Below are 20,241 nucleotides of genomic sequence, written 5' to 3'. Positions count from 1 at the left end.
CTGCCGGTCCGTTCACCCGGGCCGGCCCTTTCGGCCTGGCCGGCGGAGGGTCACGCGACCGCCGCCGGCATTTTTCTCCCCGCAACAGACGCCAAGCCCGAGGCCCTTCCCGGAATATGAGCTGGAAACTCTTCAACCTGCTGCTCGAGGCCTCGCTGATGACGATCTTCGTCAGCACGGTCTCGATCCTGATCGGCCTTGTTCTGGCGATCCTGCTGTCGGCGGCGAACCTCTCGGGCATCCGCCCGCTGCGGTGGTTCTCGAAATTCTTCATTTCCTTCTTTCGCGGCACGCCGCTGCTGGTGCAGCTCTTGCTGCTCTACAACCTTCTGCCGGTGATCGGAGTGCAGATCCCCTCGCTGGTCGTGGCGATCATCGGCCTGTCGATCTGCACGGCCGCCTATCAGGCCGAGAACCTGCGCGGCGGCTTCGAGGGGGTGCCCACGGGCCTTGTCGAAAGCGCCGACATGGCGGGCTTCACCCCAGTGCAGACCTTCTGGCACATCCGCGTGCCGATCGCTTTGCGGCTGACCCTTCCGGCGCTGATCAACGAGGCCATCCTGATCCTCAAGGCGTCCTCGCTGGTGTCGGTCGTCGGGCTGATCGAGCTGACGCGCATGGCGCAGAACCTCGTCGCCTCGACCTTCATGCCGCTGGAGATCTACGCCAGCGCCGGGCTCATCTACCTGGTGATCAACCTCGTGGTTGCCACGGCGGGCCGCCAGCTTGAACGCCGCCTGCCGGGCGTGGGGAGCAAGTGATGGGCTTTGATTTCAACGTCATCCTGTCCAAGCAGGACGCGCTGCTCTCGGGCATCGCCATGACGATCTTCGTCTGGGTTGTCGGCACCCTCGCCGGGGCGGTGCTCGGCTTTGTCGTCGCCACGGCGCGGCGTTATGGCGGCACGCTGGTCGACAAGGCGCTGACCGTGCCGATCGAGGTCATCCGCGGCACGCCCTTCCTGGTGCAGCTCTTCCTGCTCTACTTCGGCGGCCCCTACATCGGCCTGTCGCTGGACGCGCTGCCCGCGGGCCTCCTGGCGCTGAGCATCTACGGGGCCGCCTATTTCGCCGAGATTTTCCGGGCCGGCTACCAGTCGGTGCCGCCGGGCCACGTCGAGGCGGCCGAATGCCTCGGCTTCACCCGCATCCAGATCATCCGCAACATCCTGCTGCCCGAGATGGCGCTGCTGGTGATCCCCCCCTCGGTCAACATGGCGATCATCCTGCTGAAGGAAACGGCGCTTCTCTCGCTCATCACGGTGCCCGAGATGACGATGACTGCCAGCGCCATCGGCTCGCAGGAATATGCCTTCGTCGAGGCCATGGTGCTGATCGCGCTCGTCTACTGGGTGCTGGTCGAACTGGCGGGCGTGCTGGGGCGCTTCGCTGAAAAGAAACTCTCAAGATACAGGCTGGCCAAGGCATGAGCGACAACGCGATCTCCGTTCAGCAACTGGTGAAACGCTTCGGCACGACCACCGTGCTCGACGACATCTCGCTGGAAATCCCGCGCGGGCAGGTGTCCTGCCTGATCGGGCCCTCGGGCTCGGGCAAGTCGACGCTGCTGCGCTGCATGGCCTTCCTCGAGGAAGCCACCGACGGCTCGATCTTCATCGAGGGCAGCCCGCTCGGCTTCGTCTACGACGGTGCCGGCAAGCGTCAGCGCCAGTCGGCGACCGAGCTGCGCAAGGTGCGCTCGCAGATCGGCATGGTGTTCCAGCAGTTCAACCTGTGGCCGCATATGACCGCGCTCGGCAACGTCTCCGCCGCGCTGCGCCGGGTGCGCGGGATGGGCAAGGCCGAGGCCGAGGAAAAGGCCATGGTGCAGCTGCGCAAGGTCGGGCTGGAGAACCGGGCCGGGCATTACCCGAGCCAGCTTTCCGGCGGCCAGCAGCAGCGCGTCGCCATTGCGCGCTCGCTGGCGCTGGAGCCGAAGATCATGCTGTTCGACGAGCCGACATCGGCGCTCGATCCTGAGCTGACCGGTGAGGTGCTGAACGTGATGCGCGGCCTTGCCTCCGAGGGCATGACGATGGTCGTGGTCACCCATGAGATCGGCTTTGCCGCCACCGTTGGCAACCAGATCAGCTTTCTCGATCATGGCAAGCTGCTGTTCACCGATGCCCCCTCGAAGGTGTTTGCCAAGCCGCGCCACCCGCGCCTCGAGCAGTTTCTCGACACCTACCTCGACCGCGGCGCCTCGACGCTGGTCTGACAGGAGGCGGCATGAGCAAGGAGAGCGCCCCCAGATCCTCGCTGCACGAGCGCATCCGCGGCGATCTGGAAGGCAAGATCCTCTCTGGGGCCTGGCCGCCCGGGCACCGCATTCCGACCGAGCAGGAGCTGCGGACGGAATACGGCTGCTCGCGCATGACCGTGAACAAGGTGATGACCCAACTCGCCAACGCGGGTCTGGTGCTGCGGCGGCGCAAGACGGGCTCGATCGTTATGCCGCAGCAGAGTCAGAACGCGGTGCTCGAGATCAAGGACATCAAGGACGAGGTCACCGCCCGGGGCGGCGACTACCGCCACGAGATCGTGGAGCGGGTGCTGCGCCGGGCGGCGCCCGTTGAGGCCGGGGAGCTTGGCATCGAGGAGCGTAGCGAGGTGCTCGCGCTCACCTGCCTGCATTATGCCGACGAGGCGCCCTTCTGTCTCGAGGACCGGGTGATCAACCTCGAGGTGGCGCCCGCCGCGCGCGACGAGAGTTTCGCCGAGCTGGCGCCGGGGGTCTGGCTGCTGCGGCACATCCCGTGGAGCGAGGCCGAGCACACCATCGCCGCTGTCGGGGCCTCGGCTCGGGTGGCAAAGCTGCTCGATCTTTCAGCGGGCACGCCGTGCCTGGTGATGGAACGCCGCACCTGGCGGCAGGGCGAGACGGTGACCGAGGTCCGGCTGACCTACCCGGGCGCCGCGAACCGGCTCAGCGCGCGCTTCACCCCCTCGGCGACCTGAGCGGGCTCAGCGCGGGCGGGTGCCGTCGAGAAAGAGCGCGATGGCGCGGTCGCGCCGTGTCGCGCGCATCTCGGGCGAGGAGCAATAGCGCTGCGGGTCCAGCAGCTTGTGGATGCCGTTGCCAAAGGCCATGTCCATCAGCATCTCGGCCGCGGCGTCGCAATCTTCGAGCTTCAACGCGAGTTCGCCGGTCTCGACCGCCTCGGAGAGCTCCCGCGCGATATGGTTGCGCAGCGACAGCGCGCCGGTCTCGAGAATGCTGCAGGCCAGCTTGGGGTAGGTCGGCGCCGAGGTGATCACCGCGCGCAGCAGCTCCAGCGGAGCCTCGTTGAGGCTCGGCTCCTCGTTCAGCGTCAGCAGGTGGCGCAGCCGCTCTTCCAGCGGCGCACCGTCGTTCCGGCTGTCGCGGCTGCGAAAGATGCGCTGGCCGATGCGGGCGAAACAGGCCCCGAGCAATGCCTCGCGGCTGTCGAACATGGTATAGATCGTGCGCTTGGACATCTGCACCTGCCGCGCGATGGCGGCGACCGAGGCATCCTCCAGACCGCGCTCCGCGATCATCTGCGTGGCGGCGGCCAGCACCATCTCTTCCCGGGTTCTTTGGTCCATCTGCACCGGCCGTCCACGGCGGCGCGGGGCGCTCTGAGTGTCGTCGGGCTCGGAAGAATCGGTCATTGGTGTCCTTAGGTCACAGGGCAGTATCGAAATCGCAACGCTGGTACATCTGGGCGCTTTACAAAACCTATGAGTTTCCTTATCGCGATTCACGACTTGCGTGCAAGATGTACGTTATTGATGTTACCGGAGCCCTCCCATGCCGATCCGACCCGCCTCCGCCTTGCTGCGGCCTCTCGCCTTGGCAACCGCCGTGATGTTTTCCCCTGCCGTCTCCGCTCAGGAACAGGGGCAGCGGCCCCCGCAACCTGTCACCGTGGTGACGCTGCAATCCTCCGACGTGACGCTGACCACCAAGCTGCCAGGCCGGGTGCAGGCCTCCGGCGTGGCCGAGGTGCGTCCGCAGGTGAGCGGCATCATCAACGAGCGGCTTTTCGAAGAGGGCACCACGGTCAACCGCGGCGACCCGCTCTACCGCATCGATCCGGCCACCTACGAGGCGGCGAAGGCTTCGGCGGAAGCCGGTCTTGCGCAGGCGCAGGCCACGCTGGCCTCGGCGGAGCGCGAGTTGAAGCGGCAGCAGGAACTGCGCGACCGCTCGGTGACCAGCCAACAGACCCTGGATGACGCCATGGCCGCGCGCGACGTCGCCGAAGCGGCGGTGAAGGTCGCCGAGGCACAGGTGCTGTCCTCCGACATCGACCTCGAGCGCACCACCATCCGCGCCCCGCTCTCCGGGGTCGTCGGGCTGTCGGACGCTACGCAGGGGGCGCTGGTCACCGCCAGCCAGGCCACCCCGCTAACCACCATCCGCTCGATCGACACGGTGAACGTCGACGTGACGCAATCCGCTGCCGAGATGCTGCGCTGGCGGCGCAGCGGTCAGGCCGCCGCGCGTGAGAGCGAGGCCGAGGTAAGCCTGCGCCTCGCTGATGGCGAGCTCTACGAGCACACCGGCCGTCTTGCCGCCGCCGAGCCGCATGTGAACGAGCAGACCGGCGTTGTCGTGCTGCGCCTCGAGTTCCCCAACCCCGACCATTTCCTGCTGCCCGGCATGTACGTGCAGGTCGAACTGCCGCAAGGCTCGGTCTACGGCGCCGTGCTCGTGCCGCAGGAAGGCGTGACCCGCGACCGCCGCGGCCGCCCCATGTCGATGGTGGTGAACGGCGAGAACGTGATCGAAACCCGGCAGCTGACCATCGAGAGCGACCAGGGCAACCAGTGGGTGGTGAGCGAGGGGCTGCAGCCGGGGGACCGCGTGGTCGTTGCGGGTCTTCAGAAGATCGCCGAGGGCCAGACCGTGGCACCGGAAGAGCGGGCCGCGCCCGCCGACGCAACCGCCGCGGCCTCCGAGTAAGCCCGACGCAAGGAATCTGACAATGGCACGCTTCTTCATCGACCGTCCGGTCTTTGCCTGGGTGATCTCGATCCTCATCATGGGGATCGGGGTGCTCTCGATCCTCAACCTTCCCATCGCGCAATACCCCGAAATCGCCCCGCCCTCGGTGCGGATCAGCGCGCAATACCCCGGCGCCTCGGCCGAGACGGTGGCCAATACGGTCACCCAGATCGTCGAACAGCAGATGACCGGTCTCGACGGCATGCGCTACATGTCGTCGTCGTCGACCTCGGCGGGCACCTCGTCGATTACCCTGACCTTCGAATCCGGCACCGATCCGGACGTGGCGCAGGTGCAGGTGCAGAACAAGCTCTCGCAGGCGACGGCGCTGCTGCCCGAGACGGTGCAGCGCCAGGGCGTCACCGTCGAAAAGGCCTCTTCCTCCTTTATGATGGTGATCGGCCTCATCTCGGAGGACGGCCGCATGGATCAGGCCGACCTTTCGGACTACCTGAACTCGAACCTCGTGGATGAGTTCAGCCGGATCGAGGGCGTCGGCGGGGCGCAGGTCTTCGGCGCGCAATACGCGATGCGGATCTGGCTCGACCCGTCCAAGCTCTCGGCCTTCGAGATGACGCCCTCGGACGTGGTCGGCGCCGTCTCGGCGCAGAACGCGCAGATCTCGGCCGGCGCCTTCGGCACGCTGCCCGCACCCGAGGGTCAGCAGCTCAACGCCACGATCACCGCGCAGTCGCTTCTGAGGACCCCCGAAGACTTCCGCAACATCGTGCTGCGCTCCGAGACCGACGGCGGCCTTGTGCTGCTCAAGGACGTGGCGCGGGTCGAGGTCGGGGCCGAGAACTACTCGACCATCGCGCGCTACAACGGCAAGCCCTCCTCGGGTATGGCGCTGCAGCTCGCCTCGGGCGCCAACGCGCTCGACACCGCCGAGCGGGTGAAACAGCGCATTGAAGAGTATTCGGAGTTCTTCCCCGAGGGCGTGAGCTACGTCATCCCCTATGACACCACCCCGTTCATCGAGATCTCGATTCACGAGGTGCAGAAGACGCTGATCGAAGCCATCGTGCTGGTGTTCTTCGTGATGCTGCTCTTCCTGCAGAACATCCGCGCCACGATCATCCCGACGCTCGCTGTGCCGGTCGTCATCCTCGGCACCTTCGCGATCCTCGCCATGGCGGGCTTCACCATCAACACGCTGACCATGCTCGCCATGGTGCTGGCCATCGGCCTGCTCGTCGACGACGCCATCGTGGTGGTGGAGAACGTCGAGCGGATCATGGAGGAAGAAGGGCTGAGCCCGCGCGAGGCGACGCGCAAGTCGATGGGGCAGATCACCGGCGCACTCGTCGGCATCGCGCTGGTGCTGTCGGCGGTGTTCGTGCCGATGGCCTTCTTCGGCGGCTCGACCGGGATCATCTACCGGCAGTTCTCGATCACCATCGTCTCGGCCATGGGCCTGTCGGTGCTGGTCGCGCTGACCCTGACTCCGGCGCTTTGCGCCACCATCCTCAAGTCCAAGGACGCGCATCACAGCAATCGCGGCCCGCTCGGGTGGTTCAACAAGGGGTTCGACAAGCTCACCGGCGGCTACGCCGGCACCGTCGGCCACATCATCAAGCGCCCGCTGCGCATGCTGGTGGTCTACGTGGCGCTCGGCTACGCCATGGTCTTCTTGTTCAACAACACGCCCACCGGCTTCCTGCCGGACGAGGACCAGGGCATCCTGATGACCCTGATCCAAGGTCCGACCGGGGCCACCGCGGAGCGCACGCTCGACGTGGTCGAGCAGGTACAGGACCATTTCGCCTCGGAAACCGAGGCGGTGGACTCGATGTTCGGCGTGGTCGGCTTCTCCTTCGCGGGGCAGGGCCAGAACATGGGTCTCGCCTTCGTGCGGCTGAAGGACTGGTCCGAGCGTCCGTCGCCCGCGCAGAGCGTGCAGGCGGTGGCGGGCCGTGCCTTCCCGGCCTTCATGGGGATCCGCGACGCACAAGTCTTCCCGATCGTGCCGCCTGCGGTGATCGAGCTGGGCAACGTCTCGGGCTTCGACTTCTATCTGCAGGCGCAGGGCGGGCAGACGCATGAACAGTTGCTGACCGCGCGCAACCAGCTACTGGGCATGGCCTCGCAGAGCCCCTTGATCGCCTCGATCCGCCCCTCGGGGCTGGAGGACGCGGCGCAGTTCAACCTCGACATCGACTGGCGTGCCGCCGGCGCGATGGGCGTGACCCCGACCAATGTCGGCAACACGCTGTCGATCGCCTGGGCCGGTCAGTACGTGAACGACTTCAACGACAATGGTCGGATCAAGCGGGTCTACGTCCAGGGCGAGGCAGACAGCCGCGCGACCCCCTCGGACCTCGAGAAGTGGCGGGTGCGCAATGCCAACGGCGATCTGGTGCCCTTCGCCAACTTCACCAAGGAAGAGTGGACCTACGGGCCTCAGGGTCTCAACCGCTACAACGGTGTGCCGTCGATGCAGCTGCAGGGCTCGCCTGTCCCGGGCGTGACCACCGGCGAGGCGATGGCGGAGATCGAGCAACTCGCGTCGCAGCTGCCGCCGGGCTACCAGATCGCCTGGACCGGTCTTTCGCTGGAAGAGCGCGATTCCGGCGGTTCGGCCCCGCTGCTCTATGGCCTCTCGCTGGCGGCAATCTTCCTCTGCCTCGCGGCGCTCTATGAGAGCTGGACCATCCCCTTCTCGGTGATGCTGGCGATGCCGATCGGCGTTCTGGGCACCATGGGCGCGGCCTATTGGTTCGGCTTCGAGAACGGTGTCTTCTTCCAGGTCGGGCTGCTGACCGTCATCGGCCTAACGGGCAAGAACGCGATCCTGATCGTGGAGTTTGCCCGGGAACGCTACGAGGCCGGCGAAGAGCTTCTGGTCGCGGTGAAGGAGGCGGCGCGCCAGCGCTTCCGTCCGATCATCATGACCTCGCTGGCCTTCTCGCTCGGCGTGGTGCCGCTGGTGCTCTCTTCCGGCGCGGGCGCCGGCGGGCGCCAGGCGGTGGGCTCGGCGGTGCTCGGGGGGACGATCACCGGCACCGTGCTGGGCGTGCTCTTCGTGCCGCTGTTCTTCGTCGTGGTGATGAAGGTCTTCGGGCGCAAGAAAGAGCGCGAGCTGGCGGTCAAGCGGGCCGAGATGGCGCGCTGAAGAGACCCCGCCGCGGGACATGGAAAAAGAGCGGGCCCCCGGGCCCGCTCTTGTCGTTTTGGCGGAGTGCCTGCCCCCCTGGCGCCGCACGCGATGATCGGCCTTTCCTAACCCGGCTTGCATGTGGTGCTGACCTCTGAGCGTGCAGGCCATCCCACAGGTCGACGCGCCTGCGGCTTGCGTTGCGCCACGGCTGCGGACCCCTAATTTGCGCTCTTTACTCTCGATCCGCGCGTCGCGAAGCTGCGCCCGACCCAACCCGGAGCCCCTTGCCATGACGCATCATCACCTCGCCGCCACGCCGCAGACCGTCCATTGGGGGCGCTTCTGGTCGGAGCTGCCACCGGTCTTGACCGTGACGCCCGGCGACCGGGTGACCATCCAGACCTTCTCGGGGCGCGAGGAGCTCTTGCCCGCTGAGGGCTCCGACATGACCGTCGCGCCCGAGCTGCGCGACATCCTTGCCGCGGGCCTGCCGCGCGTCGCCCACCTGCTGACCGGCCCCGTGGCGATCGAGGGGGCCATGCCAGGCGATGTGCTCAAGGTCGAGATCGAGCGCATCGAGCTGGGCGCCGACTGGGGTTTCAACCTGGTGCGCCCGGCCTCGGGCACCTTGCCCGGCGAGTTCCCGGTTTCTCAGAAAGCCCTCTCGCTGATCCCCATCGACCGCGAGGCGCAGACCTGCCGTTTGCCCTGGGGTGCGACGCTGCCGCTTGCGCCCTTCTTCGGCGTCATGGGGGTGGCCCCGGCGCCGGAGTGGGGCGAACTCACATCGATCCAGCCGCGCCATCACGGCGGCAACATGGACCTCAAGCTGCTCACCGAGGGGGCGACGCTCTACCTGCCGGTGCAGGCCGATGGCGCGCTCTTTTCCTGCGGCGACGGCCATGGCTGCCAGGGCGACGGCGAGGTCTGCATCACAGCGCTCGAGACGGCGCTCACCGGCACGTTCCGCTTCGATCTGCTGAAGGCCGGGACCACGGCGATCGACCATCCGCGTGCGGAAACCGAGGCCGAGCTGATTTCGATGGGCTTTCATGCCAGCCTCGATACGGCCTTGCAGATCGCCCTGCGCCAGATGATCGCGATGGTCCGCGAGCGTGTGGAGATCACCGAGACCGAGGCCTACCAGCTTTGCTCGCTGGCGGCGGATTTCGCCATCACCCAGTCGGTCAACCAGGAAAAGGGCGTGCACGGGCGCCTGCGGAAGTCGATCCTCGAAAGCGGCACAGTGACCCGCTGATCACGGGCCGGCCCCGGGGAGAGCCGGCCCGCGACGGATCTGCTACATGCCGTAGACCAGATCCACCAGCGAGAGCGATACCGCCGGCACGTAGGTGACGAGCAGCAGCACCAGCACCAGCACGCCCACGAAGGGCAGGTTGGTGACCGAGGTCCGCCACACGTCGGTTCGGGCGATCGAACAGGAGGTGATCAATACGCTCGCGACCGGCGGGGTCTGCTGGCCAAGCGCGATATTCAGCGTGAGCAGAATACCGAACTGGATGGGGTTGATGCCAAGCTCATGCACCAGCGGCATGAAGATCGGCACGGTCAGGATGATCGCCGCCGCGCCATGCAGCACCATGCCCACGAACAGCAGGAAGATGTTGATGATCATCAGCACGGCGAAGGGATTGGTGGTGATCTGGGTGATGCCCGCTGCCAGTCGCTGCGGCATCTCGGTCTCGGTCAGATAGAGGCCGAGAACCGCCGAGGCCGCAACCATCAGCATGACGACCGAAGTCTGCAGCACCCCGTCCACCAGCGCCTTATAAAGATGGCGCAGATTGATCTCGCGGTAGATGAAGACCCCGATGAAGAGTGCCGCCACAACCGCCAGCGCCGCGCCCTCGGTCGCGGTCACCACGCCGCCGAAGATGCCGCCGAGGATCACCACCGGCAGGATCAGCGCCCAGGAGGCGTCCTTGGCGGTCTCGCCGAGGCGGCGCAGCGAAAACGCCTCGTCGCGCGGCAGGTCGTAGCGCCGGGCCATGTAGTAGCACAGGCCCATCAAGAGCCCGCCGCCCAGCACGCCGGGCACGATGCCCGCGACGAAGAGCTTGACCACCGAAGTGTCGGACATGGCGCCGTAAAGGATCATCGGGATCGACGGCGGGATGATGATTGCCAGCGAGGCCGAAGACGAGGTGATCGCCGCCGCCATGCGCGGCGTGTAGCCCTTGTTCTTCATTGCCGGGATCAGCACCGAGCCGGTCGCCGCCACATCGGCCACGGCCGAGCCGGAGATCTCGGCAAAGAACATCGACACCCCGACGTTGACCATGGCGAGCCCGCCGCGCACGAAGCCGATCAGCGCCGAGACAAAGGCGATGAGCCGGGTCGAGATGCCGCCGGTGTTCATCAGCGCGCCGGCCAGGATGAAGAGCGGAATGGCGATCAGCGGGAAGCTGGTGGCGCCGTCGTAGAGCGACAGCGCGGCGTTGAGAAAGCCCAGCTCGCCGTTGAGCAGGAACACCCCCAAGAGCGCGGAGCCGAGGATCGAGAAGGCGATGGGCATGCCGACCGCGATCAGCACGAACATGAACAGCAGGATGCCGGCTTCGATCATTGGGTGACCTCCTTGTGCGCGCCCGGGGTGCGATGGCTCTTGCCGCGGGCCTCGGCCAGCTCGGCCTCGGCGCGGGCGATCTCGTGTTCGATCTCGGCGGTGTCGGGGTCGACACCGTCACGGACGGCCTGAAGGCGCTCGGGCAGGGTCAGCAGCCGGCCGAGGATCATCAGCCCGAAGCTCACCGGCAGGATGCCCTGCAGCACGGCGCGCGGCACGAAGCGCACGGTGGTCATCACCTCGTCGCCGAAGATCTCGAGGATCGCCCAGCCCGCCCAGGCGGTGATGGCGCAGATGGTCAGGAACAGCAGCTCGACAAGGCCGAAGAGCACGAAGCGCCCGGCCCCCGGCAGGCCGAACATCAGCCCGTTGAAGCCCATGTGGGAATTGCGCACCACGGCCAGCGCGGCCCCGGTGAAGGTGATCCAGGCGAGGAGCGCCGCGGCGACCTCGTCGTACCAGATCAGCGACTGGCCGCTGTAGCGGTAGGCGACGCCCAGAAGGACGACGCAGGCCAGCGCGACGATCATCGCGATGGTGGCGATCTGCAGGAACAGGTCGAGCCAACGGGTGGGACGGGACAGCAAGGTTGCCTCCGAGAATTCAGCGAGGGGAGAGGCGGCGCGGGACGCCCGCGCCGCCGGTTCACCTGTTGGGCTCAGGAGCCTGAGCCATTGGCCAGCGACAGCGCCTGGTCGATCATCTCCTGACCGCCCTCGACCTCTGCCGCGAACTTCTCGTAGATCGGCTTGGAGGCGTCGACAAAGGCATCCCGGTCGGTCTTGTTGACCGCGAGCCCGCCTTCTTCGAGCTTGCCCACCAGCTCGCCGTCCTGCGCCTCGCCGGTGTCGCGCGCCCAGAAGGCGACCTCCTTGGCGGTCTCCTCGATGATCTGCTGCACCTCGGGGTCGAGCTTCTCGAAGGCCTTCACGCCGACCGTCGGATAGGCCGGGGAGTAGACGTGGTTGGACAGCGACAGATACTCCTGCACCTCGTTGAGCTTGCCGCCGTAGATGTTGGTCATCGGGTTCTCCTGCCCGTCGACCACGCCGGTCTGCAGCGCCACGAAGAGTTCCGAGAAGGGCATCGGCGTCGGGTTGGCGCCATACTCCTGGAACATCGCCACCCGCCAGCTCGAGTTCGGCGTGCGGATCTTCAGGCCCTTGAGGTCGGCGGGGGTGGTCACCGGGTGCTTGGAATTGGTGATCTGCCGGAAGCCGTTCTCCCAGATCGCCAGCGGCCTGTAGCCCTTGGCCTCGGCGGCGGGCTTCAGCACGCTGTCGAAGAGCGCCTCGTCGATCTTGGCCAGATGCTGTCGATCGGCAACGAGGAACGGCAGATCGAAGAGCGCGTATTCCGGCGCGATCTCGGGCATGGTCGAGCTGGGCAGGGTGATGTGCATCGTGCCCAGCTTGATCTTTTGCAGCATGTCCTTGTCCTTGCCCAGCTGCGAGCTGTCAAAGACCTTCACCACCGCCTTGTCGCCAAGCTTTTCGTTGGCGCGGCGGGCAAACTCCTCGGCGGTCTGGTCCTGCAGCGAGCCGTCTGCGGCGCTGAGGCCAAAGATGATCTCGGTCTGCGCCAGCGCCGGGGCTGCCTGCAGCGTTGCGGCGACGGCGCCGATCAGTGCGATATGCTTGAGTTCCAAGTGTGTCTCCTCCCTGAGTGCTTGGTCCGGTTTGTGGGGTGTCGCTCAGCCGGCCAGAACCTCTGGCTCGGTGAGGGCCGCGATGGCCCCGGCCGCGTGCTGGCGGTCCTCCTCCGTGGCGGGCGGACGGGGTTGCAGCCCGGCCAGCTTGCGGCCGAGAGCGATGGCGTTGAAGGTGGCGCCGGTGTCGGCGCGGCCTTGGCCCGCGATGTCGAAGGCGGTGCCATGCGCCGGGGTCACGATCGGGAAGGGGTAGCCGGCGATCAGCGTCACCCCCCGGTCGAAGCCGATCAGCTTCATCGCGATCTGCCCCTGGTCGTGGTACATGGTCATCACCGCGTCGAACTCGCCCCCCTTGATGGCCCGCACGAAGACGGTATCCGAGGGCACCGGGCCGGTCACGTCGATCCCTTGAGATTTCGCGATTTCGATGGCGGGGGCGATCACCTCGTCATCCTCGTGGCCGAAGTTGCCGCCATCCCCGGCATGCGGGTTGAGCGCGGCCACGCCGATACGGGGGCTCGGGATGCCCGCGGCGGTCATCACCTCCGAGGTCAGCTTGAGGCTGTTCGCAACGCGCTCGGTGGTGATCGTGCTGGCCACCTTGCTCAGCGGGATGTGCGAGGTCACCCGGGCGTTCCACACCTCGTCGAGCACGTTGAACTCGCGGCCCGACTGCTCGGCCTCGATCACCGCGTCGACGAAACCGATCTCGTCCACGTAGCTCGACCGGGCAAGCCGCATGGAGTGCTTGTTGAACGGCGTGAAGGCGCAGACGCCCGCGATGCCCGCCTTGCCCAGCAGCAGCGCCGTGGCGAAGTTCTGCAGCGAAGCGCGGCCCCCGGCCTCAGAGGATTTGCCCGGCGGCACCGAGGCAGGATCGCAATTGTGCAGGTCGAGCAGAACCGACCGGGCGGGCAGGGGCTTTTCCAGATCGGCGGTGGAGATCACCGGCAGGTCGATCTTCACCCCGGCGGTCTGCGCGCCCTTCTTCAGCAGTCGCGCGTCTCCGATGACGATCAGGTCGCCAAGGTTTGCCTGCGCATCCGCCACGATCTTCGCGGCCAGTTCTGGCCCGATCCCGGCAGCATCCCCGATCGCCAATGCGACTCGCATATTCGATTCTCCTCAGCATGTATTTTGTATATTTTGTTTTCCGATACGGTATCGCATGGCAAGGAAAAACTTGCTAACCTAGGAAAAAGATCAGAACCGGAGGTGTCATGGACCTGTCTTCAGCCTCGGACATGCCATTGCAAATAAAGAAAGAATCCCTGCATGATCAGGTCGCGAACCGGATCCGGGATCTCATCATCGAGGGCTACCTCGAGCCCGGCAGCCGCATCGACGAGGTGCAGCTTCTGGAACAGCTGGGCGTTTCGCGCACCCCGTTCCGCGAGGCGCTACGCACGCTGGCGGCCGAGGGGCTGATCGTCATTCAGCCTTCGCGCGGGGCAACGGTGCGCAAGCTCTCGTCGCAGGATGTCTTCTCCATGCTCGAGGTACTGGGGCATCTGGAAAAGCTCGCCGGGCAGACCGCCTGCGAACGGGCCAGCGATGCCGAGATCGCCGGGATGCGCGCGCTGCACGAAGAGATGCTGGGCTACTACCGCACGCGCGATCGGCTGCCCTATTACAAGCTCAACCAGGAGTTCCACTCGCGGCTGGCGGCGCTCTCCGCCAACGAGACGCTCCAGGAAATCCAGCAGAACATCCAAGGACGGCTCAAGCGTATCCGCTTCGTCGGCAACGGCACCGAGGATTACTGGGCCGAAGCCGTCGCCGAGCACGAAGAGATGATCGCCGCGCTCGAGGCCCGCGATGGCGACCGGCTGGGCGAGGTCATGTCGCGCCACCTGACAAATACCTGGGACCGGGTGAAGGAGTCGCTCTGAGCGCTCCTTCCCACCTCCGCGTCATCGCCCAATCTCGGGCGCGCAGGTCGGCGCGCGCGAGGGGGGCTGGTCTGGATCATCAAAAGGAGGGCCAAGCCTGTAAGCGTAGCGGGGGCGATGTCGTTCACCCGCGGGATGGCGATATCTGGTGCAGATGGGAAGCGTCACAAAGTTCTGCCTCTGGAGGCGGAAATTTCCCTTTGATATCAGAGCGTCAAAATCTAAATTCCGAACTAATCCTGCCTTTTTCGTCAGATAGGTTCGCCACCGACCGCTCATAAAAAACCAGCGCAGTGGCCGGCTTCTCGTGACTGATGTTTCAAAGAACGTCGCTTCGCCTAAAAATCATATTGGCGCGCGGCTCAAGTGGAAGGGGCTGCGCCCCGCGGTCGAGTTGGGTCACGGCCTCCACGCCTGGTAGCCGCCCGCTCTTCAGCTCCTCTATGTCGCAGGACTTCAGAACGTCCGTGTCCATCAGACTGTGGATCGTCCGGAGATTGACGCCGAGGATCTTCGCGGCCCGGGTCGGCCGAACGGTTCCATGGTGATCGGTCGCGATGACCTCACGCAGCACGGCTGGCGACACGCTGAAATCCGGGAAACGTGCGATGGCCGGATCGACTGCAAGCAGCGGAAGGCGGTTTCTCAGAATAGTTTCGACCACGCGCTCGGTGGGTATGCGGACACGATGCGATGCCGTCGCAATGTCCAGTAGGTCCTCCGCCTTGGAGCGCTCGACGCCCGCCCGCAGCTTCCCGATGAACCCATCAAGATCGCGCCGGTGATACATCGGCGAGGCATTCTTTTCTTCGAAGTATTTCTTGAGCAGCCCGGGCTTCGTTGGCTTGGCTATCATGAAACGCTCGACGCCAAGGTACTCTCCCGCGTCGGTCGCGTTCAGAAGGACGTCGAAATCGGTCGCGATGTCATTGATGATTTCTGTAGGCACGTAGCCAGTCAGCACGAAACCCTGACCTGATGTTCTCCTTTCCGCGAGCCCCATCGAGGCTGGGCGACGCGCCGGGTTCCGGCCAGACATGCCATAGCGCGAGCGCGCCGTCGAAAGCGAGTGAACCTATTGTTGCGGGCAAGGCTGGCCCAGAACGATTCTGTATCGACCGAGCGGAATTTGCTCAGGTTAGGCCGCCAATGTGAATGCCTCGGCAGCCGTGCGCATGGCAAGCGCCTGATCAGGGCGGCGGATATTGTAGAACTCAATCACAGACCACCCACGGGACCGAGGAGCGCGAGGTGTTCTATTCTTGGCACCCCTGGACGGGGCGAGCTGTTCACGTACACGACGTGATCGCGAAGGCAGGCTGGGTTGCGTTTCGCTGTAGCCTGAGCGGTATCTCGTCGGACCGACGGCTGGAGGTTCCCGTCTGGATGTTCGATCGAGCGGCCTGCCAGTGCTGGCAAGTTGCGGTGACACCGGTTGCCTCAGTGGCGGCTTTGCGAGCTCTGGCGGCATTGCTGCACGATGCGGCCGGCGTTCGTGATGGCGCATCGCAAATGCCAGATTCGAGCGCAACATCAAGCTCCCAACAGGCGATTCCGGGAGATGCCGATGCCACGCCGCCCAGCACCACAACAGCTCGAGTTGTTCACTCGCCCCAGCGACTCCGATCTGGTCCCGGCGCCGCACTGGCAGACGTTGCCGGAGGTGGCGCGGGTAACGCTGACCGAACTGATGACCCGCCCGATCCTCGACCACGCCGCCGGCGCTCAGGCGCCTCGCCGGACGGAATCACGACATGAAGCATGAGAAGATCAGTTCGCACCACCTGGAGCGCACGGCGATCCTCTACGTGCGACAGTCCTCCGCCCACCAGGTGCTGCACAACCGCGAGAGCGGCGCTCTGCAATATGCGATGCGCGACCGGCTGGCGACGCTCGGCTGGTCCTGCATCGAGACGATCGACGACGACCTTGGCCGGTCCGCGGCGGGCGGCGTTGCGCGGGCGGACTTCGACCGGATGGTCGCCGAGGTCTGCCTGGGCAAGGTCGGTGCGGTCGCGGCGCGGGAAGTGTCGCGCTTTGCGCGCGACAGCCGCGACCGGCAGCATCTGATCGAGGAGTGCCGGGTCGTCGACACCGTTCTCGTCGACCAGGAGGCAGTATATGCGCCACTTCAAGGCAACGACCGTCTACGTCTCGGTTTGAAAGGAAGTCTCAACGAGTACGAGCTCGATCTGCTGCGGCAACGGTCGCTGTCCGCCCGTTACGAGAAGGCCCGGCGCGGCGAGTTGATCGTCGCGGCTCCCGTCGGCTTCGTGAAGGCCGGCGACAGGCTCGAGAAGGACCCCGACCGCCGCGTCCAGGAGGCCATCACCCTTGTCTTCGACAAGTGGCCGAGCTCGGCAGCGCCCGGCAGGCCCTGCTCTGGTTCCTGGAGCACGGGCTGGACCTGCCCGCAAGACACGCCAATGGCGACGTGATCTGACGCAGGCCAACCTATGTCACCATCCACCGCATCATCGAGAACCCGGTCTACGGCGGCGCCTACGCCTATGGTAAGATCCGAGTTGTGCCAAGACACGGCGCGACCGTTCCGCGAACCGGCAGCCGCCGCAAACCGCGCGCTGAATGGCTGGCGCTGAAGCCCGGCGCACACGAAGGTTATATCAGTTGGGAACGGGCAGAGGCGATCCGCGCGAGGGTCAGCGACAACACCCCCACGAGCCGGCACCGTCGTGCTGGAAGCACGCCTCCGACGTGACGGGGCGCCCAAGCACGGCGATGCCCTGCTCGCCGGTCTCGGGCGCTGTCGGCGCTGTGTCCGCAAGCTGACGGTCCGCGACACTGGGGCCAAGCACGACATCCCGCGCTATTCCTGCTGGCGCGGTCTGCTCGACAATGGCGAGCCGCGCGCCATCACTGCCGCCCCCCAGACCTTCCTCCTTGGCGGCGCGGGATGCCGCCGCGCTCGGCACGGACCTTCGCACTGTCTGGGAGGCGCCAACGACCGATGCCCGGCTCAAGAAGCGCGTCGTGCGCACCGTCATCCTCGAGGTGGTTGCCGAGATCGACGACGGCGCCGAACCCTGGCTCAACCTGACCAACGCCGCGCGCCTGCTCGGCGTCACGACGAAGACACTCAGACTCGCCGCCGAAGCCGGCAGCATCGAGGGCGTTCATCCGTTACCGGACGGTCCGTGGATCTTCGCTTGCGCGGAACTCGGCAAACCGCCAGCCCAGCAACTCACCCAGCGCGCCCGGCAGAACCCCAAATACCCCACCGGATCGCACCCAGATCAGCAAAACCTATTTACTTCAGAGGCATAGAGAGATGGGCGCAATGAAGCAGGATTGTAGAAGGCGATCCAGTCACCGATGACGCGCATCGCGTGCTGGATGGTCTCGAAACGGTGGCGATGCACGCACTGCTCCTTCAGCGTCCTTATGAAGCGCTCGACCATGCCGTTCTGCTGGGGACAGTGTGGGGTGATGAACTCCAGCTTGAGCCCGTAGCTGCGGGCGATCTTGGTGAAGTGGTGGCTGGTGAAGACCAAACCGTTGTCTGAGCGCAGCAGGAACTCCTCCTCGACCCGGCCCAGTGTGCCGAACCTCGCGATCAGCGCATGCTCGAGGGCGGCGCTGGCGGTCTTGGCTTTGCCGGACTTCGACAGGTGCCAGCCCAGCAACTCGCGGGTGTGGCAGTCGATCACCAATGCCAGGGAAGCCCAGCCGTCCTTGCCGGTCCAGATGCGGGCGAGATCGGTCGACCACCTCTCGTTGGGCCCAGCTGCGACAGACGGAACTGCCTGGATGCGGGGCCGCATGCCCACGGCACGCTTGCGCACCTGCCAGCCCTTGATCTGGAAGATCCGCTGCACGGTGTTCTTGTTGAGCCCCAAGAGGCAAGCCACGGTCCGATAACCAAAGGACGGCTCTTCCTCGATCAGCTTCTTGATCGGCTCGCAAAAGCGGGCCTCGACCTTAGGCGCAGCCTTCACCGGCTTGTAGTAGACCGTCCGCCTCGGGATGCCGAACCAGGCACACAGCTTGGCGACCGACACAACGACGCCCTCGGCCAAGAGGCCCTGCTGGATGCAACGGATCAAATCCCGTCCTGCGCATCCAGCAGGGCCTGAAGTTTTTTTCGGGCCCGCAGCTCCAGCAGGGCCTCGCCATAGGCTTCCTGCAGGTCCCGGAGCTGCTTCTCGTGTTGCTTACGGATGTCGAGCGGGTTGGCGCGCAGGGAATTCTCCATACCCCGCTTCGCGTCTTCGACCCAGCCCTCGATCTCGGAGGGTGTGAGGTCGAAGGACCGGCTTGCCTCCGACACGGTCGTCTTGCCCTGGATGATCTCGATCACCCGGGCTGTCTTCCGTTTCGCCGTCCAACGCTTGATGCTGTCGTCCATGGTCATACTCATCGCTACGTTCTCCCTTGTAGCAAGAGCAGGTTTTCACTGGGTCGATACGCAACTCCGCTGCCTGACCCCGAAGCCCGCTTGATCCAGGGCGGCGAAAGGGGGCACGCGCCACCTCGCGGCAAGCGCCGAAGCGGAACGACCCAGCCACTCGGAATAGCGGGACAGAGGATGGCGATCACAGGGCCGTTTCACGCTGCAGATCCCCTCCGCCCGGCCAGATTCAGTGAAAAATCGAGGTGCCCTTTCCCGACATTCCGCAACTTTGAGGGAAAGCCCGTTCCTGAACGATGCTAGACATCGAGGATGATCGGACAGTGATCCGAGACTTCAGTTTCGTAGATGACGTCAAAACTCCTTACGGCATCTTGGTTATCGATCAGCATGTAGTCGGCGAAGCGGCCTGGCTTCTTGTAGTGCGAGTTGCGAGTCCGGCTGAATCCGTAGGTCGTCACGAGTTCAACCATTCCGGCATCGGCGAGGATCGAAAGCGTTTCGCTGTTCGGCTCAACGTTGAAATCGCCGCAGATCACCTTCAGGTCGCCAGGCTCTGCCAATTGGCTTGAGAGATCACGCAGTCTATGTGCCTGTTCGGCACGTTCGGGCGTGTCCATTTTTCCCGCCAAGTCGCGCAGCCCATGCATGTGCGTGACGCTCAAGGCTCTGTCCGCTTCGTAGTCCCACACACGCACGCCATGGGCGTTTCGGGAGCGTGGGTGCTCGCCAAAGCCGACAGGAGAGTAATCCTTGTGAACGAAGCCTTGGACCTGTCCGATGATCGGGAAAGAGCGATGCACAAAGGTCGCCAAGCCCCATTGCGAAGGGATCGGCATTTCCCCGTCCCACAGGACTCCTTGCGCCGCTGGACAGAAGAAAGCAACGTGATTTGGCAGCGCCGTGGTGACGTCGCGAAAGAGGTTTGCGCGTTGAGGCAGGATATGATCGCCGTCGCGATAGGTCAGCCAATCCTTTCCGGACGAGGGGCTATGGATGACCTCTTGGAGGCAAAGAATATCGGGCGTAATTGCGGCCAGATAGGGCAGCATCGCTTCATGGAGCTTGCCGCCCCAACCGTTCAAACACATGATTTTCATGAGCTATGACCTTTCGCCAAGGGTATCAAATGTCGACCGCCTCCGCGAGGCTCAGAGCCTCCTCGAGTTCGCCGTCCAGGTAGCGGACCGAACTGTCCACCTTGGTGGGACCGAGCAGGAGCTGGACCGCGCAGAGATTGCCTGTCTTGCGGTAAGCCTGTGCCGCCTTGGTGCGCCTCAACGAGTGCGTGCCGTAGCCGCTCGGCTCGAGCCCGATCGCCGTCACCCACTCTCGGACGAGCCGCGTGTATTGTCGCGTCGAAATGTGCGGTCTGGCATGAAACCGGCGCGGGAAGAGGAAGGCGCAGCCGATCATCGCCGGCCGATTCACCCAAGCCGAGATCGAGGCACGGGAGTTCTCCGTGACTTAGACCTGAAAGGGGCGGCGCGTCCTGCTCTGGATGACTGATACGCGTTCGCGGAGACGATCGCCGACAACGAGCTGGGCGACCTTCAGACCGACGCGGTCGCAGCCCCGCACCTTGGTGGCGATGGCGAGATTGAACAGAGCGAGATCGCGAAGGTTGCTCGCGAGTTCGAGGCGCGCACGGATTGACACCACAGCTGAGAT

Annotated in this window: 20 protein-coding genes and 1 pseudogene; 11 read left to right on the top strand and 10 right to left on the bottom strand. The window is 65.3% G+C overall.

All coding sequences use genetic code 11. The features are described 5' to 3' along the window. The first annotated feature begins 116 nt into the window (after nucleotides 1–116). From CEW88_RS13600 to hutC, 4 genes are read left to right on the top strand one after another with little or no spacing between them, the layout of a single operon-like run. Nucleotides 117–761, top strand: a complete 645-nt coding sequence (locus CEW88_RS13600; protein WP_108968020.1) for an amino acid ABC transporter permease — start codon at nucleotides 117–119, stop codon at nucleotides 759–761. Then, nucleotides 761–1,429 carry an amino acid ABC transporter permease gene (locus tag CEW88_RS13595; protein ID WP_108968017.1) on the top strand — a complete coding sequence of 223 codons (669 nt, stop codon included), beginning with the start codon at nucleotides 761–763 and terminating at the stop codon, nucleotides 1,427–1,429. The genes CEW88_RS13600 and CEW88_RS13595 overlap by 1 nt, the downstream gene beginning before the upstream one ends. After that, nucleotides 1,426–2,217: an amino acid ABC transporter ATP-binding protein gene (locus CEW88_RS13590; protein WP_108968015.1), complete on the top strand. Its 792-nt coding sequence runs from the start codon at nucleotides 1,426–1,428 to the stop codon at nucleotides 2,215–2,217. Before CEW88_RS13595 ends, CEW88_RS13590 begins: the two co-directional genes overlap by 4 nt. Nucleotides 2,218–2,228: 11 nt before the next feature. After that, nucleotides 2,229–2,957, top strand: a complete 729-nt coding sequence (gene hutC, locus CEW88_RS13585; protein ID WP_108968013.1) for a histidine utilization repressor — start codon at nucleotides 2,229–2,231, stop codon at nucleotides 2,955–2,957. A 6-nt stretch (nucleotides 2,958–2,963) separates the two neighbouring features. Here hutC and CEW88_RS13580 read toward each other — a convergent pair whose 3' ends face one another. Then, nucleotides 2,964–3,632 carry a TetR/AcrR family transcriptional regulator gene (locus CEW88_RS13580; protein WP_108968011.1) on the bottom strand — a complete coding sequence of 223 codons (669 nt, stop codon included), beginning with the start codon at nucleotides 3,630–3,632 and terminating at the stop codon, nucleotides 2,964–2,966. 139 nt (nucleotides 3,633–3,771) lie between these two features. Here CEW88_RS13580 and CEW88_RS13575 point away from each other — a divergent pair, with 139 nt between their 5' ends. The 3 genes from CEW88_RS13575 (at nucleotide 3,772) to CEW88_RS13565 (ending at nucleotide 9,329) form a co-directional block, all read left to right on the top strand. Beyond that, a complete protein-coding gene (locus CEW88_RS13575) occupies nucleotides 3,772–4,929 on the top strand; it encodes an efflux RND transporter periplasmic adaptor subunit (protein WP_108968008.1) in 1,158 nt (385 codons plus the stop codon). A gap of 22 nt (nucleotides 4,930–4,951) precedes the next feature. Beyond that, on the top strand, nucleotides 4,952–8,086 hold the full coding sequence (locus tag CEW88_RS13570) for an efflux RND transporter permease subunit (RefSeq protein WP_108968006.1): 3,135 nt from the start codon (nucleotides 4,952–4,954) through the stop codon (nucleotides 8,084–8,086). Nucleotides 8,087–8,360: 274 nt separating this feature from the next. Beyond that, nucleotides 8,361–9,329 carry an acetamidase/formamidase family protein gene (locus tag CEW88_RS13565; RefSeq protein WP_108968004.1) on the top strand — a complete coding sequence of 323 codons (969 nt, stop codon included), beginning with the start codon at nucleotides 8,361–8,363 and terminating at the stop codon, nucleotides 9,327–9,329. Nucleotides 9,330–9,371: 42 nt separating this feature from the next. Here the strand turns inward: CEW88_RS13565 and CEW88_RS13560 are convergent, their stop codons facing one another. From CEW88_RS13560 to CEW88_RS13545, 4 genes are all read right to left on the bottom strand, one after another. After that, nucleotides 9,372–10,658, bottom strand: a complete 1,287-nt coding sequence (locus CEW88_RS13560) for a TRAP transporter large permease (protein WP_108968002.1) — start codon at nucleotides 10,656–10,658, stop codon at nucleotides 9,372–9,374. Next, nucleotides 10,655–11,245: a TRAP transporter small permease gene (locus CEW88_RS13555; RefSeq protein ID WP_203594894.1), complete on the bottom strand. Its 591-nt coding sequence runs from the start codon at nucleotides 11,243–11,245 to the stop codon at nucleotides 10,655–10,657. The genes CEW88_RS13560 and CEW88_RS13555 overlap by 4 nt, the downstream gene beginning before the upstream one ends. Before the next feature lie 71 nt (nucleotides 11,246–11,316). After that, the gene (locus CEW88_RS13550) at nucleotides 11,317–12,306 is read right to left on the bottom strand and encodes a TRAP transporter substrate-binding protein (RefSeq protein ID WP_108968000.1); all 990 of its coding nucleotides are present in this window, start codon (nucleotides 12,304–12,306) and stop codon (nucleotides 11,317–11,319) included. 45 nt (nucleotides 12,307–12,351) lie between these two features. Further along, nucleotides 12,352–13,422, bottom strand: coding sequence for a 4-hydroxythreonine-4-phosphate dehydrogenase PdxA (locus CEW88_RS13545; RefSeq protein ID WP_108967998.1), 1,071 nt, complete (start codon nucleotides 13,420–13,422; stop codon nucleotides 12,352–12,354). Nucleotides 13,423–13,529: 107 nt separating this feature from the next. Here CEW88_RS13545 and CEW88_RS13540 point away from each other — a divergent pair, with 107 nt between their 5' ends. Beyond that, nucleotides 13,530–14,201, top strand: a complete 672-nt coding sequence (locus CEW88_RS13540; RefSeq protein ID WP_108967996.1) for a GntR family transcriptional regulator — start codon at nucleotides 13,530–13,532, stop codon at nucleotides 14,199–14,201. A gap of 319 nt (nucleotides 14,202–14,520) precedes the next feature. Here CEW88_RS13540 and CEW88_RS13535 read toward each other — a convergent pair whose 3' ends face one another. Then, nucleotides 14,521–15,165 (bottom strand): hypothetical protein, encoded by a 645-nt coding sequence (locus CEW88_RS13535; RefSeq protein ID WP_108967994.1) that lies wholly within the window; start codon nucleotides 15,163–15,165, stop codon nucleotides 14,521–14,523. A gap of 790 nt (nucleotides 15,166–15,955) precedes the next feature. Between CEW88_RS13535 and CEW88_RS24825 the strand changes: the two genes are divergently transcribed. The 3 genes from CEW88_RS24825 (at nucleotide 15,956) to CEW88_RS24910 (ending at nucleotide 17,486) form a co-directional block, all read left to right on the top strand. Beyond that, complete coding sequence (locus tag CEW88_RS24825; RefSeq protein ID WP_254694504.1) at nucleotides 15,956–16,639, top strand: recombinase family protein; 684 nt, start codon at nucleotides 15,956–15,958, stop codon at nucleotides 16,637–16,639. 26 nt (nucleotides 16,640–16,665) lie between these two features. Further along, nucleotides 16,666–16,920 (top strand): recombinase family protein, encoded by a 255-nt coding sequence (locus CEW88_RS24915; RefSeq protein ID WP_368074609.1) that lies wholly within the window; start codon nucleotides 16,666–16,668, stop codon nucleotides 16,918–16,920. A gap of 182 nt (nucleotides 16,921–17,102) precedes the next feature. Continuing rightward, nucleotides 17,103–17,486 (top strand): hypothetical protein, encoded by a 384-nt coding sequence (locus tag CEW88_RS24910; RefSeq protein ID WP_254694503.1) that lies wholly within the window; start codon nucleotides 17,103–17,105, stop codon nucleotides 17,484–17,486. Here the strand turns inward: CEW88_RS24910 and CEW88_RS13520 are convergent. The 4 genes and pseudogenes from CEW88_RS13520 to CEW88_RS13505 all read right to left on the bottom strand — a co-directional run bounded on the left by CEW88_RS13520 (nucleotide 17,456) and on the right by CEW88_RS13505 (nucleotide 20,241). Beyond that, nucleotides 17,456–18,265 carry an IS3 family transposase gene (locus tag CEW88_RS13520; RefSeq protein ID WP_108967990.1) on the bottom strand — a complete coding sequence of 270 codons (810 nt, stop codon included), beginning with the start codon at nucleotides 18,263–18,265 and terminating at the stop codon, nucleotides 17,456–17,458. The two genes, CEW88_RS24910 and CEW88_RS13520, sit on opposite strands and share 31 nt — an antisense overlap. Continuing rightward, nucleotides 18,262–18,567 (bottom strand): DUF1153 domain-containing protein, encoded by a 306-nt coding sequence (locus CEW88_RS13515; protein ID WP_254694502.1) that lies wholly within the window; start codon nucleotides 18,565–18,567, stop codon nucleotides 18,262–18,264. The genes CEW88_RS13520 and CEW88_RS13515 overlap by 4 nt, the downstream gene beginning before the upstream one ends. Before the next feature lie 302 nt (nucleotides 18,568–18,869). Continuing rightward, a complete protein-coding gene (locus tag CEW88_RS13510) occupies nucleotides 18,870–19,670 on the bottom strand; it encodes an endonuclease/exonuclease/phosphatase family protein (protein WP_108967986.1) in 801 nt (266 codons plus the stop codon). Between the two features lie 25 nt (nucleotides 19,671–19,695). Continuing rightward, nucleotides 19,696–20,241 (bottom strand): annotated as a pseudogene (locus CEW88_RS13505) (tyrosine-type recombinase/integrase).

This window comes from Alloyangia pacifica (assembly GCF_003111685.1).
GTDB lineage: Bacteria > Pseudomonadota > Alphaproteobacteria > Rhodobacterales > Rhodobacteraceae > Salipiger > Salipiger pacificus_A.
The sequence above is the reverse complement of the archived record's forward strand: the minus strand, read 5'-3'. Positions and strand labels throughout refer to the sequence as shown.

Bases quoted from the DNA above. Each gene is read 5' to 3' on its own strand.
- CEW88_RS13600 (WP_108968020.1), top strand. From the start codon at position 117: ATGAGCTGGAAACTCTTCAACCTGCTGCTCGAGGCCTCGCTGATGACG.
- CEW88_RS13595 (WP_108968017.1), top strand. From the start codon at position 761: ATGGGCTTTGATTTCAACGTCATCCTGTCCAAGCAGGACGCGCTGCTC.
- CEW88_RS13590 (WP_108968015.1), top strand. From the start codon at position 1,426: ATGAGCGACAACGCGATCTCCGTTCAGCAACTGGTGAAACGCTTCGGC.
- hutC (WP_108968013.1), top strand. From the start codon at position 2,229: ATGAGCAAGGAGAGCGCCCCCAGATCCTCGCTGCACGAGCGCATCCGC.
- CEW88_RS13580 (WP_108968011.1), bottom strand. From the start codon at position 3,632: ATGACCGATTCTTCCGAGCCCGACGACACTCAGAGCGCCCCGCGCCGC.
- CEW88_RS13575 (WP_108968008.1), top strand. From the start codon at position 3,772: ATGCCGATCCGACCCGCCTCCGCCTTGCTGCGGCCTCTCGCCTTGGCA.
- CEW88_RS13570 (WP_108968006.1), top strand. From the start codon at position 4,952: ATGGCACGCTTCTTCATCGACCGTCCGGTCTTTGCCTGGGTGATCTCG.
- CEW88_RS13565 (WP_108968004.1), top strand. From the start codon at position 8,361: ATGACGCATCATCACCTCGCCGCCACGCCGCAGACCGTCCATTGGGGG.
- CEW88_RS13560 (WP_108968002.1), bottom strand. From the start codon at position 10,658: ATGATCGAAGCCGGCATCCTGCTGTTCATGTTCGTGCTGATCGCGGTC.
- CEW88_RS13545 (WP_108967998.1), bottom strand. From the start codon at position 13,422: ATGCGAGTCGCATTGGCGATCGGGGATGCTGCCGGGATCGGGCCAGAA.
- CEW88_RS13540 (WP_108967996.1), top strand. From the start codon at position 13,530: ATGGACCTGTCTTCAGCCTCGGACATGCCATTGCAAATAAAGAAAGAA.
- CEW88_RS24825 (WP_254694504.1), top strand. From the start codon at position 15,956: ATGAAGCATGAGAAGATCAGTTCGCACCACCTGGAGCGCACGGCGATC.
- CEW88_RS13515 (WP_254694502.1), bottom strand. From the start codon at position 18,567: ATGGACGACAGCATCAAGCGTTGGACGGCGAAACGGAAGACAGCCCGG.
- CEW88_RS13510 (WP_108967986.1), bottom strand. From the start codon at position 19,670: ATGAAAATCATGTGTTTGAACGGTTGGGGCGGCAAGCTCCATGAAGCG.